We start from the raw sequence: 14,445 nt of genomic DNA on the forward strand, positions 1-14,445 counted from the left end.
GATGACCATATCCACTGAACAAGCTGATGACACCCCCGGCGGCGCGTCCGCGCAAGCATCCCTCAACTGCGGCGTGGTGGGCAATTGCGCCTTCAGCGCCCTGATCGACCAGGCGGGGCAGGTCGTCTGGTCCTGCCTGCCCCGTTTCGACGGCGATCCCGTCTTCAACGGCTTGCTGGACGCCACGGAAAACGGCAGCGTGTGGGCCATCGACATTGAAAACTTTGCCCGCAGCGAACAGTTTTATGAGCCGAACACGGCCGTGCTGCGCACGCGGCTGTACGACACGCAGGGGCGCGGCGTGGAAATCACGGATTTCGCGCCCCGATTCCTCAGCCGCGACCGCATGTTCCGCCCGCTGATGCTGATCCGCCGGGTGCGGCCGCTCGATCATGCCGTGCGTATCCGGGTACGCTTGCGCCCCCGCTACGAATGGGGCAAGCTGGCGCCACAAATCACGCAGGGCAGCCACCATATCCGCTACGTGGGGCCGGAACAGACCTTGCGCCTGAACACCGATGTGTCGCTCAACTATGTGCTGAGCGAAACGTATTTCGTGCTTGGGGGCACGGCCAACTTCCTGCTGGGCCCGGATGAAACCCTGGCCGGCGGCATCGACGAGACGGCGCGCATCTTCGAAAAGGAAACGATCAACTATTGGCGCACCTACACGCGCCGGCTGGCCGTGCCGCTGGAATGGCAGGACGTGGTCATCCGCGCCGCCATCACATTAAAATTGTCTTTATATGAAGACACGGGCGCCATCATCGCCGCCATGACCACCAGCATCCCGGAAGCGCCGGGCAGCAGCCGCAACTGGGATTACCGCTATTGCTGGCTGCGCGACGCCTTCTTCGTCGTGCGGGCATTGAACAGCTTGTCCGAAGTGGGCACCATGGAGGAATACCTTCGCTGGCTGACGAATATCGTCGCCCGCTCGAAAGGCGGCCACATCCAGCCCCTGTACGGCATCGGACTGGAAGAGCAGTTGCCCGAATCCATGCTCGACCACTTGCCCGGCTACCGCGGCAACGGTCCCGTGCGCGTCGGCAACCAGGCGCAGGAACACTTCCAGCACGATGTGTACGGCAACATCGTGCTCGGTGCTGCCCAGGCTTTCCTCGACCACCGTTTGTTCCACCGGGCGGGAAAAGCCGAGTTCGCCGCGCTGGAAGCCGTGGGCGACCAGGCCTTCCGCCTGCATGCGGAGCCGGATGCGGGCATGTGGGAGCTGCGCACGCGGGCGCGCGTCCATACCTCGTCCATGCTGATGAGCTGGGCCGCCTGCGACCGCCTGGCCAAGGTCGCGCACAAGCTGGGCCTGGACGACCGGGCCGACCACTGGAACAGCCGCGCCGTGCTGATCCGCGAACGCCTGCTGCGCGAAGCGTGGAGCGAAGAGCGCCAGGCTTTCGCGGAAAGCCTGGGCGGACGCGACCTGGACGCTTCCGTCCTGCTGATGGCGGAAGTCAACTTCATCGACCCCATGGATCCCCGTTTCATCGCTACCGTCGACGCCCTCGAAGCATCGCTGTGCGACGGCCCCTACATGCGCCGCTACGAGGCGCCCGACGATTTCGGCAAACCGGAAACGGCTTTCAACATCTGCACCTTCTGGCGCATCGACGCCCTGGCCCGCATCGGCAGGAAGGATGAGGCACGCCAGATCTTTGAAACAATGTTAATGGCACGCAATCACCTGGGCTTGCTATCGGAAGATACGCACCCGGTGACGGGAGAGATGTGGGGGAATTTCCCGCAGACTTACTCGATGGTGGGACTGATCAACTGCGCGGTGCGGTTGTCGGCGCCTTGGGATAGTGCTATTTAAGTTCACCCCCAAGGCAAGTTCCGGGGTCGGACCCTCAGGGTCCGACCCCAGCTTTTTCACTGCTCGGGGTAATCACGCGCCAGCAGGCTCGCGTCGCCCATACAACCTGCACTCCGCCGCCAGCGCCAGCAAGTTCGGGTCGCGCTCGCGGCTGCTCAGCATCAGCAGGGTGATTTGCTGGTGCGAGCCGTAGCGCGCGTCCAGCGGAATCAGTTCGATGCGGGAGCTGAAGGCGCGCACGCGGCCGGGCAGCAGGCTGTAGCCGATGCCGCCGCTCACCAGGTTGATCAGCGAGAAGATGTCGCCCACCCTCATGGCCGTGTCGGGCACGAATCCCGCCAGCTCGAATGCATGGTTGAAGCTTTGCGAGGTGACGAAGCCTTCGTTGAGCGTGACGAATTTGTCGTCGCGCAGCGCCTGCAAGTCCACGGAAGCGGCCCCCGCATAGGGCGAAGCCAGCGGCGCGGCCAGGAAGATGTCGTCCTGGAACAGGGGCACGGCCACCAGGCCCGCATGCTGTTCGTCTTCCTGCACCCCGACGATGATGGCGTCCAGCCTGCCATCGGCCAGGCTTTGCAGCAGTTCGCGGTTCGAGCCCAGGGTCAGGTCGATATCCAGGCCCGGCCGGCGCAGCTTCAGGGCGATCACCAGTTGCGGGATGCAGTGCAGGGTCAATGAATACAGGGAGCCGATCTTCAGGCGCACGGGGTTGATGCCCGACATTTCGCGCACCTTGCGCACGCCTTCCTCGCACTCGGCCAGCGCGCGCCGCGCCGATTCGGCAAAGGTGTAGGCCGCATGCAGCGGGATCAGGCTGCGGCCCTCGCGCTTGAACAGGGGGCAGCGCAAGCCGTCTTCCAGCGAATGCAGGGCGCGGTGCACGCTGACCGTGCTCTGGCCCAGCGCATCGGCCACGCGGGCCAGGTTGTTCAATTCCATGAAGCTGAGAAAAACTTCCAGCTTTTTCAGGGTAATTTCTTCGTTGATGGCCATAATCACCGTGATTATCGTTAGTTCATTAACTTCAGGGTAATGAACATGGTAGCAGGTTGATTGTCGCGGTGACGCTTTCGTTCTATCGTCGGGGTTCGATAGCTCATTCCGGAGGCATGATGTCAACCGCCACAGCAGCGCCAGGGCAGCGGCAAAAACAATGGGACACGCGGCGCACCGAGAAGCGCCGCCGCCTGGAGGCCGTGCGCCAGTACGCGAGCGGCCCCGTGCTGCAACAGGGCGACATGGTCGCCGTGCTCGAAGCGCTGCTTGCGCCGGGCGACCGCGTCGTCCTCGAAGGCAATAACCAGAAGCAGGCCGATTTCCTCGCCCGCATGCTGACCCAGGTCAATCCCGACAAGATCCACCATCTGCACCTGATCATGCCCAGCGTCAGCCTGCCCGAGCATCTGGACCTGTTCGAGCGGGGTATCGCCCGCAAGCTCGATTTCTCGTTTGCCGGCACGCAAAGCCTGCGCATCGCCCAGTTCCTGCAGGATGGCTTGCTGGAAGTGGGCGCCATCCACACGTATATCGAGCTGTATGCGCGCCTGTTCGTCGACCTCACGCCCAACGTCGTCATGGTGGCCGGCTACATGGCCGACCGCCAGGGCAATCTGTACACAGGCCCCAGCACGGAAGACACGCCCACCCTGGTGGAATCGGCCGCCTTCCGCGACGGCATTGTCATCGCCCAGGTCAACCAGATCGTCGACGACGTCAGCGACTTGCCGCGGGTCGACGTGCCTGGCTCGTGGATCGATTTCGTGGTGCAGTCCGACAAGCCGTTCTTCATCGAACCCCTGTTTACCCGCGACCCGCGCGTGATCAAGCCCGTGCACGTGCTGATGGCCATGATGGCGATCCGCGGCGTGTATGAAAAACACCAGGTGCAGTCGCTCAATCACGGTATCGGCTTCAATACGGCCGCCATCGAACTGATCTTGCCCACGTATGGCGAGCAGCTGGGCTTGAAGGGCAAGATTTGCCGCAACTGGGTGCTCAACCCCCATCCGACTCTGATCCCCGCCATCGAGACGGGCTGGGTCGAGAGCGTGCACTGTTTCGGCGCGGAGCTGGGCATGGAAGGCTATGCGGCCGCGCGGCCCGACGTGTTTTTCACGGGCCGCGACGGCTCCATGCGCTCGAACCGGGCCCTGTGCCAGCTGGCCGGCCAGTACGCGGTCGACCTGTTCATCGGCGCCACCCTGCAGATGGATGGCCTGGGCAATTCGTCCACCGTGACGAATTGCCGCCTGGCCGGTTTCGGCGGCGCGCCCAATATGGGCCACGATCCGCATGGCCGGCGCCACCCGACGCCCGCCTGGCTGGACCTGATCGAGACGGACGACCCTCTGGCGCGCGGCAGGAAGCTGGTGGTGCAGATGGTCGAAACGTTCCAGGATGGCGGCCAGCCGACCATCGTCGAATCGCTCGACGCCGTGGCCGTGGGCCAGGCCAGCGGCATGCCGCTGGCGCCCGTGATGATCTATGGCGACGACGTCACGCACGTGCTGACGGAAGAGGGCATCGCCTACCTGTACAAGGCCCGTTCGCTCGACGAGCGCAAGGCCATGCTGGCGGCCGTGGCCGGCGTGACGCCCATCGGCCTGCGCCACGACCCGAAGACGACGGCCAAACTGCGCGCCGACGGCCTGATCGCGCTGCCCGAGGATATCGGCGTGCAGCGCGGCGCAGCGAACCGCTCGCTGCTGGCCGCAAAAAGCATCGCCGACCTGGTCGAATGGTCGGACGGCCTGTATCAACCCCCCGCCAAATTCAGGAGCTGGTAATGATGACAATGATGACCACAATGACGACGACAGTGCCGGTGCAGGTACTCCCTGCGGCGCTGGCGCGGCAGGTGCTGCAGGCGCTGCTCGATGAAGTGACCCTGACGCCGAAACCGGGCCTGGTCGATTTGCGCAGCCGTGGCGCCCATGCGGATTTGAACTGGGCCCTGATGTGCCATTCGGCCTGCGTGCTGGAGCCCGTGTTTGCCGCCATGGCGCACGCAGGCTGGGAAAGTGACGATGACGACGGCCTGCGCCAGCGCATCGGCGCCATCGGACGCGATGGCGAGGCGCTGATGCTGGCAGCCACGGGCGGCGTGAACACGCACCGGGGCGCCATCTGGGCCCTGGGCCTGCTGGTGACGGCGGCGGCGCAGCAGGGGGCTCGGGGCGCATCGCTGGCGCCGCAGGCCGTGGCGGCGCGGGCCGGCGCGCTGGCCCGCTTGCATGACCGCGGCGCGCCTGGCGTTACCGGCAACAAGGGCGAGCTGGCATGCCGCCAGTATCGGGTCGATGGCGCTCGGGGCCAGGCCCGCGCCGATTTCCCCCTGGTGACGGGCGCCGGATTGCCTGCTCTGCATGCCTCGCGGCTGCGCGGCGACAATGAAACGACGGCGCGGCTGAACGCCTTGCTGGCCATTCTCGGCCAGCTGGACGACACCTGCGTGCTGTCGCGCGGCGGCGAGTCGGCCTTGCTGGCGTTGCAAACGGGGGCGGCGCGGGTACTGGCCGCCGGCGGCGCGGCCACTGCCGCCGGTACCGAGGCGCTGATGGCGCTGGAAGCGGTGGCGCTGGCGCGCGGCGTGTCGCCGGGCGGCGCGGCGGACTTGCTGGCGGCCACCCTGTTCCTCGACCGATTGACAGAAGGAGAAGCGCATGGAAACGCGTGACTATACATTCCCGGCCGGGCAGCCGGCATCGGGGCGCGCGCTGGCCGGCGTCGTCGGTTCGGGCGACCTGGAAGTGCTGCTGCAGCCTGGCGACGATGGCGTGATCCGCATCGTCGTCAACACCTCCGTCGATGGCAAGGGTGCCGTGTGGGATGCGCTCCTGCAGCGCGTATTCGGCGGCGAGCCGCTGCCGGCGGCGAGCATCGTCATCAACGATTGCGGCGCCACGCCGGGCGTGGTGCGCATGCGCATCGAGCAAGCCTATGAAGAATTGCAAGCGGGGAGGGCGGCATGAGTACATTGAAGGAATTGCTGGAACGCGACAGCTTCATCGAACGGGGCGCGCGCAGCCGGGCCAGGGCCTTGCTGGACTCTGGCAGCATGCGCGAACTGCTCGACCCGTTCTGCGGCATGGCTTCGCCGTGGCTGCCGAAGCAAGGCGTGACGGCGCAGGCGGATGACGGCGTGGTGGTGGCCAAGGGCTTGTTCGACGGCCAGCCGGCCGTGGTGCTGGCCATCGAAGGCGCCTACCAGGGCGGCAGCATGGGCGAAGTGGGCGGCGCGAAGATCGCCGGCGCACTGGAACTGGCGGCGCACGACAACCGCAATGGCGTGCCGACACGCGCCGTGATCCTGTTCGAGACGGGCGGCGTGCGCCTGCAGGAAGCCAACCTGGGCCTCGCTGCCATTGCCGACATCCATGCCGCCATCGTCGACCTGCGCCGCTACCAGCCCGTCATCGGCATCACGGCCGGCACCGTGGGCTGCTACGGCGGCATGTCGATCGCGGCGGGCCTGTGCAGCTATCTGGTCGTCACGCGCGAGGCGCGCCTGGGTCTCAACGGTCCGGCCGTGATCGAGCAGGAGGCGGGCGTGGACGAATTCGACTCGCGCAACAAGCCCTTCATCTGGAGCCTGACTGGCGGCGAGCAGCGCTTCCACAGCGGCCTGGCCGACGCCTATGTGGAAGACGACACGGCGCAGATGCGCGCCACCGTGGCCGCATTGTTCGCACGCGGCGTGCCGGCGCAGCACCGCAGCGACCAGGCAGACGTCTTCCTGGCCCGCCTGGCGCAAGTGGACGCGGGCCCGCAAGCCACGCCGGAAGCCGTGCGTTTGATCTACAGCAAAGGAGCAGCAGCATGAACGCCATTACCGATACGAGCCGCGGCGCCGTCTGGCTGGCGGCTCTGACGCAGCACGCCGCGCCGCTGCCTGATTATCCGCTTTCCGTGCGCGTGGTCGACGCGCCGCTGGCGGGCGCGCCGGCGCGCTACCTCGCCGTGCTGCCCGACCCGGACAACCGTTTTGCGCGTGCCCGCACGGGAGAAATCGGCCTGGCCGAGGCGTGGCAGCTGGCGCGCGCGGTGCAGCAGGTGGTTGCCGAGGACCGCGCGCTGGCCGTGAAACGGCCCATCGTCGCCGTCATCGACGTGGCCAGCCAGGCCTATGGCAGGCGCGAGGAAGCGTACGGCATCCACCAGGCGCTGGCCGGCGCGGCGGGGGCTTACGCCGAGGCGCGCCTGGCCGGCCATCCCGTGATCGGGCTGATCGTCGGCAAGGCCATGTCGGGCGCCTTCCTCGCCCACGGCTACCAGGCCAACCGCCTGATCGCGCTCGACGATCCGCAAGTGATGGTGCACGCGATGGGCAAGGCGTCGGCGGCGCGCATCACCCTGCGCACCGTGGCAGCGCTCGAAGCGCTGGCCGCGACCATCGCGCCGATGGCCTACGACATCAGGAACTACGCCAGCCTGGGACTGCTGTGGCAAACCTTGCAGGTGGCGCAGCCCGATGATCCGTCGGCGCAGGATACGGCCGCCGTCGACGCCTGCCTGCAGGCGGCTCTCGGCGATATCCGTGCCGACCCGCAGCGGGATCTTTCCAGCCGCCTGGGCGCGCCGCACCGCCAGGCATCGGCAAGAGTCAGGGAGGTGCTGGGGCAGCAGTGGTAGGTGAAACAACAGAGAAGACATCAAGTCATTCCTATTCCTATAACGGAGACAATCATGATCATTTACGGAACCGCATTGCTGGCACTGTGCCATTTGCTCGGCATCTTCCTGGGCGACCTGCTCGGGCAGCTGATGGGCGTCAAGACCAACGTGGGCGGCGTGGGCATCGCCATGCTGCTGCTGATCTGCGCCCGGCTCTACATGCAGCGCCGATCCTGGCTTCCGCAGATGACGGAGCGGGGCGTCGAATACTGGGGCGCCATGTATATTCCCGTGGTGGTGGCCATGGCGGCGCAGCAGGATGTGGTGGCGGCCCTGCGCGGCGGGCCGGTGGCCGTGCTGGCCGCCATCGGTTCCGTGCTCGTTTGCGGCGCCGTGATTTCGCTGATTAACCGTTCGGAAAGCCCTGCCGCCATCGCTGCCGCTGAAGCTGACCGCGTGCAAGCCGACTCCATGTTGATGAAGGAGCACCGTCATGCTTGAAATCTTTGAAAAAGCCGCCATCCACAATGGCCTGGTGACGGCCTTCGCCTTTGTCGGCCTGATCATGCTGCTGTCGATCGCCCTGTCGAAGTACCTGACCTTCGGCCGCGTGCACGGCTCGGCCATCGCCATCGTGATCGGCCTGGGCCTCGCTTACTGGGGCGGCGTGCATAGCGGCGGCCACAAGGGCCTGGCAGATTTGTCGCTGTTCGGCGGCATCGGCCTGATGGGCGGCGCCATGCTGCGCGATTTTGCCATTGTCGCCACGGCCTTCGAAGTGCAGGCGACGGAAGCGCGCAAGGCTGGCCTGATCGGCTTGGTGGCGCTGGTGCTGGGCGTGGTGCTGCCCTTCCTCGTTGGCGCCGGTGTCGCCTATGCCTTTGGCTATTCGGACGCCGTCAGCATGACCACCATCGGCGCCGGCGCTGTCACGTACATCGTCGGCCCCGTCACGGGCGCGGCCATCGGCGCCAGTTCCGACGTCATGGCATTGAGCATTGCGGCGGGCCTGATCAAGGCCATCCTGGTGATGGTGGGCACGCCCGCCGCGGCGCGCTTCCTGCGCCTGAAAACGCCGCGCTCGGCGATGGTGTTCGGCGGCCTGGCCGGTACCGTCAGCGGCGTGTCGGCCGGCCTGGCCGCCACGGACCGCAAGCTGGTGCCGTATGGCGCGCTGGTGGCCACGTTTCATACGGGCCTGGGCTGCTTGCTGGGACCGTCCTTGCTGTTCTTTGCCGTCAAGGCGGTGGTGGCCTGATGGAAGCCTGGCGCGCGCATGATTTGCTGTGGCTGGACGGTCCGCCGGACGTCGCATCCTTGCCCGCCTGGTGCGATGCAGTGTGGCTGCAGGCGGCGCCGCTGGTGGTGCGGCGCGCCAGCACGGCGCCCGGGCGCATTCCCGTGGGCATGCGCGGTATGCTGCGCAGCGAGCGGCATGCGTGCGAAGTGGACGCGGCCGACGTCGTGCGTAGCGTCACGCCGGAAATGCTGGCGCGGCTGGCGCACACCCCGTCGTCCGGTTTTGACTGTACTGCGCTCGATGCGCTGCGGCAGGTGGCGCCGCTGCTCGACGCCACGGGCTGGGCCTGGGGGCCGACGGGCGGCGTGGGATTCGCCCTGGCGAGCAGCTTGCCCGTGCTGCGCGCCGACAGCGACCTCGATCTCGTGCTGCGCATCGCCGCGCCGCCGGACGCCGCGCAGGCCGAGGCCCTGCGTGCCATCGCCGCCAAGGTCACGGCGTGCCGGCTGGACCTGCAAATCGATACGGGCCTTGGCGGCTTTGCGTATGCCGAGTGGGCGGCGGGCCGGGGCAAGGTCTTGCTGAAAACGGATCACGGTCCCGTGCTGACGGCCACGCCATGGGAGCTGGCATGAGCGTGTTGTTTACCTTTCCCGGCCAGGGCGCCCAGACTCCGGGCATGCTGCATGCGCTGCCCGACGACCTGGCCGTGGCGGGGGCTTTGGCCGAAGCTGCGGGCGTGCTGGGCCACGATTCCCTGGCGCTGGACACGGCTGTCGCGCTGGCGTCGACGCGGGCCGTGCAACTGTGCTTGCTGATCGCGGGCGTGGCGATGGCGCGTTCCCTGGCGGCGCGCGGCGCGCGGCCCGACATGGTGGCCGGTTTTTCCATCGGCGAATATGCGGCGGCCGTCGTCGCCGGCGCGCTCGATTATGCGGATGCCTTGCGCCTGGTGGCGCGGCGCGGAGAGCTGATGGAGCAGGCATATCCCAACGGCTACGGCATGGCGGCCATCATCGGGCTTGATCTGGCGCAACTCGAACCCGTGCTGGCCGAGGTGCACGGCGCAGCTACGCCCGTGTATGTCGCCAACCTGAATGCGCCGCGCCAGATCGCCATTGCCGGCAGCGAAGCCGCCTTGCAAGCCGTGATGGCGCTGGCCCTGGCGCACGGCGCCTGCAAGGCCAAGCGCCTGGCCGTCAGCGTACCGTCGCATTGCCCGTTGCTGGAAGGCGCGGCGCTCGACATGGCCGCCGCCTTCGAGGGCGTGGCCCTGCGCCGGCCATCGCTCGTCTATCTGAGCAGCAGCGCGGCGCGCTCGCTGTTCGACCCGGCCCGCATCCGCGACAGCCTGGCAGCCAACATGGCCCAGCGCGTACAGTGGAGCAGTACCGTGCGCCTGGCATGGGAGCGGGGCGCCCGGCTGGCGCTGGAAATGCCGCCCGGCAGCGTCCTCACGCGGCTGACGGCGCCCGACTTCACGGACGGCGTGGCCATCTGCTGCGACGGCAACCGGGGCGACAGCCTGCTGGCGCTGGTGGGCAGGGAGCGGGACGGCACCTTGCCTTACAACGCCTGACAAAACCGTAGCGAGCGGATGTGAGTTGTGGTGGAGAAGCGCAACTGTACGAAGGTACAGTGAGCATCGCAGACCGCAAATCGCGACGCGCAGTAGGTTTTGATAGATGTTCTTAAAGCCTGGCGCTCAAGCCAATCTGGAATCCACGGCCCGGCAAGGGCGCGATGTATTTCAGTGGAGAATTGTGCGGCCGGGCATCGTCATCGAGCAGGTTGGTGCCGCTGATGAACACGTCGATGCCTGCAAACGGCGAGTTCGGCACCTGCAGCGCGCGGCTCACCTGGAAGTTCACCATGGTGTAGCCGTCGAGCGGCACTTCCTCGCTGACGCTTTTGCCCAGATATTTCTGCTTGTCGTACCAGGTGCTGGACAGCCTGGCCTTCCACCCCATGTTTTCCCACAGCAGATTCGCGCCATAGCGGTTGGTGGGCATGTTGGGCAGATACGCGCCATCGTTGTGCGCGCGCAGCTTGTCGGGATTGTCCGCCTTGTTCTTGACCAAGTCGGCAAATGCGGAGAGGTTCACCTTGCCGTAGCTGCCAAGCTGTATGACCTGGGAGGCGTCGATCTCGAATCCCTTGACCGTCGTATCGGTCTGCTTCCAATATTTCAAGGGCAGGCGATTGGCCATCTGGGCTCCCGAGTGGCCAAGGTAGAGATAGTTCTCGTACTTCATGACATAGCCCGTTGCCGACATGGCAAAGCCGCGATTGCCGAACAAGGCGGTGAGTTCGGTATTTCGAGCGCGCTCCGCCTTCAAGTCCTGGTTGCCTTCTTCCTGGGTCATGATCGAATAGTGACGGTTGCTTGCATACAACTCATTGACGTCGGGTGCTCTTTCCGAAGAGGCATAGCGCAGCTTCGCGCCGAACAGCTGGCCCAGCTTGGCCGAGGCCCCCAGGCTATAGCTGTTCAGGCTGAACGACCTGTCCTCGAGTTTGGCATTTTTTGCATTCCTCGATGTCTTGAATCCGCTCTTGCGGAGCTCGTGGTCCACTTTTTCATGGCGGAAGCCCGCGTCGAAGGTGGCCCAGTCGACATCGAGGCTTTCCTTGACGAACAGCGCGCGGCTGGCCGTGCTCGCATCGGGCAGGTAAAGCTGCGGGCCGCTGCCGGCGATATCCCTGGCTTTATGGCTGAGGCCAAGCAAGCCGCTCAAGGGGCCTGCGCGCCGGTGCGCCAGCAGGAGCTCGGCCTGATTGGTGTCGAACTGGTAGTCATTCGCCTTGGCCGCACCGAGGCGTTCTCCCGAGGCATTGTTCAGGCGGGACACGCGTAGTTGCGCGCTTTCAATGTACGCGACGGGGTCGAGCAGATTGGCTTCCAGCGCATATTTATCTTGCTGTATCACCACGCCGACGGGCAGCCCTTCGTCATAGTTCGCGCCGAAAGCCTTGTTTTCCATGGAAAAACCCGGCACGCCATACTCGCTATTCTTGGTATCGATGCTGACGGCCACGTAGCCACGGTTGAAAAAGTAGGTGCTGCCGACGGCAAAGTGGGAATTGCTGGCATAGCTGTTGCCCAGGGTGCCGTGGTAGTCGGGGGTCACGTCCTTGTTGATCTTGTTCTGGGTCGTCGACGGCGTACCGGGCACGTAAGCGGGGTTGGCCGGATTAACGTAGGTCTTGCGCTGCCAGACGGACGTCGGCTGATTGGTATAGAAGGAAAAGTCTCCATCCGCCCAGTCCGGGTTTTCCGTCATGAACTGGTCGATAAACGGTTGTGAAGCCTTGTTGTAGACTTGCTGGATCCTCGCTTCCTTCTGGCAGCTGTCGGCCAGGAAGGTATTCACGCCACCCTTCAAGGGAAACAGCTGGCTGTTGCACACGCTGGCCTTGCTGTTGCCGGGAATATCGTAATGCCCGATCTTCTGGAAGGACAGTTGCAGATTCGTCGAGAAGTGCTTGCCATCGTTGAAGTTCATGCGCAAGCCCTGGGCATTGGCATCGTTGAAACCCTTGCGCAGGATCAGTTCCAGGTCCTTCTCCTTGCTTTCCATCTTCCTGGAAATGAGGCCGGAATCCACGTCGACGCTGCCGCCAATCGCATTGCCGCCGAAACGCACGGCGTCCGACGATTTGTTGACGGTCGCGCTGCGCGCAAACAGCGGATCGAACGGGATGTTGATGTCGCCGCTGAGCGCATTCATGCCGAGGATGGACTGGCCATCCTCGAGGATCTGCACGCGGCTGCCGCTCAGGCTGCGTATCACCGGCGCGCCCGCATTCGGCCCGAAGGCACTGCTTTGCACGCCCGAGACATGTTCGAGCATGCCGCCCAGGGTCCGGTTCTGGGCTTGCGTATTCTCGACGAGGACGACGCTGTCGATGGTGGAAGGCCGGTCTGCCCGGACCTTGATGGTCTGCAAGGTAACGTCCTCTGCCGCGTAAGCGTTCTGGATACTGGACAGGATGGCGGCTGCAAGTACGTGATGGCGCATATGACTCTCTAAAAAAGGCGGAAGGTGGGGCTGGCGCTGGACGCAGGCGCCGTGCAAATGGTAAATGCAATTGAGTTGCAATAATAACTTGCGCGTAATGCTATTGCAAGTAAACTGCATTTAAGGGCGGTGGAAGCAAGGAAGGGGACGTTGCCTGGCTGGCGCACGGAAAGCGCGCAGCGCAGACAGCCGGCATGTGCCGGCTACTGTGGAGCAAAGTGCGGAGGTGCGAAGGCGTTACGCGTTACGCGTTGCGCGCGTGCGGCGCAGGCTGAATGAGCCCGCCTGCACCGTTATGGAGTTGCGGCTTCAGGTGACTGTCAATGGTTTCTCGCCTGCAGCCGGCGCGCGCGCCGTTTGCGCTCCCAGATGACGATGCCCGTCACGGAAAGCATGGCCACCATCACGCCCATGAAGGACATCATGATGCGCCCGGGCAAGCCGAGGATGCGGCCCGAATGCAGGGGGAACTGCAGTTGCACGAAGACGTCGGCGGCCGTACCTTCCCACGGCTTGTGCTGGCCGATGATGCTGCCATCCATGCCGTCTACGTACAGGTTCGACAGGCCCATGCCGGCCGCGCCGAATTCGTCGGCGGGGTCGAAGAAGGAGACGTTGTAGAACGAATAGTTGCCGCCATAATAAATGCCGCCGATGGGCGAGGTGATGCCGCGCTGCACGGCCTGCTTTTTGGCGATCTCCACCGCCTGCTCGAAACCGATCACGGGCGTGATATACGTGCCGTAGGGCGCCGGCGTCTGGGTTTCGTACGGCCCCGGCGTGGTGGTGGAGACCAGCGACATGACGGGATAAAACACTTCGCGGTACAGGTTCAGCGAGAACGACGTAAACGCGACGACAATAATGATTATCCACACCCACAGGCCGCCCGCGCGGTGCAGATCGAAATTGAGCTTGTAGCCGCCGGCCGCCCAGCGCAGCACCCACGACGGTTTCCACCGTTGCCACCAGCTGGCGGCGTCGCGGTGGCGCGGAGTTTCGTCTTGCGCGCGCGGGCGCAAGCGGCGCGGCGTGGTCAGGTAGAACGCCACCATGCTGTCGAGCAGCCAGATCAGGGCGACGCTCCCCATCAGCCAGTAGCCCCAGCGGTCCGTGCCCCAGAAGGCGGGCACGTGCAGGCTGTAGTGCAGATGGCGCAAGAACGGCATCAGGCTGCGGCGCGACAGGGAAATGGCCGTCGAATCGCGCGTGCCCGTGATCTGCGCCGTGACGGGGTCGATGTAGACGGTGTTGTAGTCGAGCACGAACGGTTTGTTCGTGGCCGGGTCGGTTAGCGGGCGCACCATGAAGGCGGCCGCATGGCCTTCTTCCAGGCCCAGGGTCATGTAATTGACTTCCACGCGCGGATCGGCGGCAGCGACTTTATGCGCCAGCGCAAATGGTTGCTGCAGGGGGCCGCGGCCCGGCGTGTCCATTATGTCGGCGTTGAGCCATTCATCCAGTTCATGGTCCCACGACGTGACGGCGCCCGTGAGGCCGGCAACGATGAGGAAGAGGGCGATGGTAAGACCGGCCCAGCGGTGTATGACAGTCCAGAAAGCGCGCATGCGGTACAAACCTTCAACATAAAACCGGCTTGTTGCCGCCAGCGGGCGCCACCGGGGCGCACAGGGAAAAGCCAAATATGGGCCGAGTGCAGGCCTGACATTTTTGATAATGGGAATCGTTCTCATTATCCGCCGTGGCGTGGCGTTTGTCCAGCGTCAATGGTGTTGCCC

Annotated in this window: 13 protein-coding genes; 10 read left to right on the forward strand and 3 right to left on the reverse strand. The window is 65.1% G+C overall.

All coding sequences use genetic code 11. The annotated features are described in order from the left end of the window. Window position 1: 1 nt before the first annotated feature. Window positions 2-1,831, forward strand: a complete 1,830-nt coding sequence (locus tag U0004_RS14525) for a glycoside hydrolase family 15 protein (RefSeq protein ID WP_070256271.1) — start codon at window positions 2-4, stop codon at window positions 1,829-1,831. A gap of 72 nt (window positions 1,832-1,903) precedes the next feature. On the opposite strand, the gene U0004_RS14530 is transcribed toward U0004_RS14525, so the two are convergent. Next, on the reverse strand, window positions 1,904-2,824 hold the full coding sequence (locus tag U0004_RS14530; RefSeq protein WP_070256268.1) for a LysR family transcriptional regulator: 921 nt from the start codon (window positions 2,822-2,824) through the stop codon (window positions 1,904-1,906). Window positions 2,825-2,943: 119 nt separating this feature from the next. Between U0004_RS14530 and mdcA the strand changes: the two genes are divergently transcribed. The 9 genes from mdcA to mdcH are packed head-to-tail and all read left to right on the forward strand — an operon-like array spanning window position 2,944 to window position 10,263. Next, window positions 2,944-4,617, forward strand: a complete 1,674-nt coding sequence (mdcA, locus tag U0004_RS14535) for a malonate decarboxylase subunit alpha (protein WP_115057621.1) — start codon at window positions 2,944-2,946, stop codon at window positions 4,615-4,617. Beyond that, window positions 4,617-5,507 (forward strand): triphosphoribosyl-dephospho-CoA synthase, encoded by an 891-nt coding sequence (locus U0004_RS14540; protein ID WP_370452802.1) that lies wholly within the window; start codon window positions 4,617-4,619, stop codon window positions 5,505-5,507. The genes mdcA and U0004_RS14540 overlap by 1 nt, the downstream gene beginning before the upstream one ends. Then, the gene (locus U0004_RS14545; RefSeq protein WP_070256263.1) at window positions 5,494-5,802 is read left to right on the forward strand and encodes a malonate decarboxylase subunit delta; all 309 of its coding nucleotides are present in this window, start codon (window positions 5,494-5,496) and stop codon (window positions 5,800-5,802) included. The genes U0004_RS14540 and U0004_RS14545 overlap by 14 nt, the downstream gene beginning before the upstream one ends. Then, on the forward strand, window positions 5,799-6,653 hold the full coding sequence (locus tag U0004_RS14550; protein ID WP_070256261.1) for a biotin-independent malonate decarboxylase subunit beta: 855 nt from the start codon (window positions 5,799-5,801) through the stop codon (window positions 6,651-6,653). Before U0004_RS14545 ends, U0004_RS14550 begins: the two co-directional genes overlap by 4 nt. Further along, entirely contained in the window at window positions 6,650-7,462 is an 813-nt protein-coding gene (gene mdcE / locus U0004_RS14555; protein ID WP_070256257.1) for a biotin-independent malonate decarboxylase subunit gamma, read from the forward strand. Before U0004_RS14550 ends, mdcE begins: the two co-directional genes overlap by 4 nt. Before the next feature lie 54 nt (window positions 7,463-7,516). Next, on the forward strand, window positions 7,517-7,945 hold the full coding sequence (madL, locus tag U0004_RS14560; RefSeq protein ID WP_070256246.1) for a malonate transporter subunit MadL: 429 nt from the start codon (window positions 7,517-7,519) through the stop codon (window positions 7,943-7,945). Next, window positions 7,938-8,702, forward strand: coding sequence for a malonate transporter subunit MadM (gene madM / locus U0004_RS14565; RefSeq protein WP_034781494.1), 765 nt, complete (start codon window positions 7,938-7,940; stop codon window positions 8,700-8,702). The genes madL and madM overlap by 8 nt, the downstream gene beginning before the upstream one ends. Further along, complete coding sequence (locus U0004_RS14570; RefSeq protein WP_070256243.1) at window positions 8,702-9,319, forward strand: malonate decarboxylase holo-ACP synthase; 618 nt, start codon at window positions 8,702-8,704, stop codon at window positions 9,317-9,319. Before madM ends, U0004_RS14570 begins: the two co-directional genes overlap by 1 nt. Then, window positions 9,316-10,263, forward strand: coding sequence for a malonate decarboxylase subunit epsilon (gene mdcH, locus U0004_RS14575; RefSeq protein WP_070256240.1), 948 nt, complete (start codon window positions 9,316-9,318; stop codon window positions 10,261-10,263). The genes U0004_RS14570 and mdcH overlap by 4 nt, the downstream gene beginning before the upstream one ends. 112 nt (window positions 10,264-10,375) lie before the next feature. Here mdcH and U0004_RS14580 read toward each other — a convergent pair whose 3' ends face one another. Then, window positions 10,376-12,706 carry a TonB-dependent receptor gene (locus tag U0004_RS14580; RefSeq protein WP_070256237.1) on the reverse strand — a complete coding sequence of 777 codons (2,331 nt, stop codon included), beginning with the start codon at window positions 12,704-12,706 and terminating at the stop codon, window positions 10,376-10,378. 320 nt (window positions 12,707-13,026) lie between these two features. Further along, window positions 13,027-14,274, reverse strand: coding sequence for a PepSY-associated TM helix domain-containing protein (locus tag U0004_RS14585; protein WP_070256555.1), 1,248 nt, complete (start codon window positions 14,272-14,274; stop codon window positions 13,027-13,029). Between the last annotated feature and the right edge of the window lie 171 nt (window positions 14,275-14,445).

The organism is Janthinobacterium lividum (genome assembly GCF_034424625.1).
In the GTDB taxonomy this organism is placed as follows: domain Bacteria; phylum Pseudomonadota; class Gammaproteobacteria; order Burkholderiales; family Burkholderiaceae_D; genus Janthinobacterium; species Janthinobacterium lividum.

Bases quoted from the DNA above. Each gene is read 5' to 3' on its own strand.
- U0004_RS14585 (WP_070256555.1), bottom strand. From the start codon at position 14,274: ATGCGCGCTTTCTGGACTGTCATACACCGCTGGGCCGGTCTTACCATC.
- mdcE (WP_070256257.1), top strand. From the start codon at position 6,650: ATGAACGCCATTACCGATACGAGCCGCGGCGCCGTCTGGCTGGCGGCT.
- U0004_RS14540 (WP_370452802.1), top strand. From the start codon at position 4,617: ATGATGACAATGATGACCACAATGACGACGACAGTGCCGGTGCAGGTA.
- U0004_RS14545 (WP_070256263.1), top strand. From the start codon at position 5,494: ATGGAAACGCGTGACTATACATTCCCGGCCGGGCAGCCGGCATCGGGG.
- mdcA (WP_115057621.1), top strand. From the start codon at position 2,944: ATGTCAACCGCCACAGCAGCGCCAGGGCAGCGGCAAAAACAATGGGAC.
- U0004_RS14530 (WP_070256268.1), bottom strand. From the start codon at position 2,824: ATGGCCATCAACGAAGAAATTACCCTGAAAAAGCTGGAAGTTTTTCTC.
- madM (WP_034781494.1), top strand. From the start codon at position 7,938: ATGCTTGAAATCTTTGAAAAAGCCGCCATCCACAATGGCCTGGTGACG.
- mdcH (WP_070256240.1), top strand. From the start codon at position 9,316: ATGAGCGTGTTGTTTACCTTTCCCGGCCAGGGCGCCCAGACTCCGGGC.
- madL (WP_070256246.1), top strand. From the start codon at position 7,517: ATGATCATTTACGGAACCGCATTGCTGGCACTGTGCCATTTGCTCGGC.
- U0004_RS14525 (WP_070256271.1), top strand. From the start codon at position 2: ATGACCATATCCACTGAACAAGCTGATGACACCCCCGGCGGCGCGTCC.
- U0004_RS14580 (WP_070256237.1), bottom strand. From the start codon at position 12,706: ATGCGCCATCACGTACTTGCAGCCGCCATCCTGTCCAGTATCCAGAAC.
- U0004_RS14570 (WP_070256243.1), top strand. From the start codon at position 8,702: ATGGAAGCCTGGCGCGCGCATGATTTGCTGTGGCTGGACGGTCCGCCG.
- U0004_RS14550 (WP_070256261.1), top strand. From the start codon at position 5,799: ATGAGTACATTGAAGGAATTGCTGGAACGCGACAGCTTCATCGAACGG.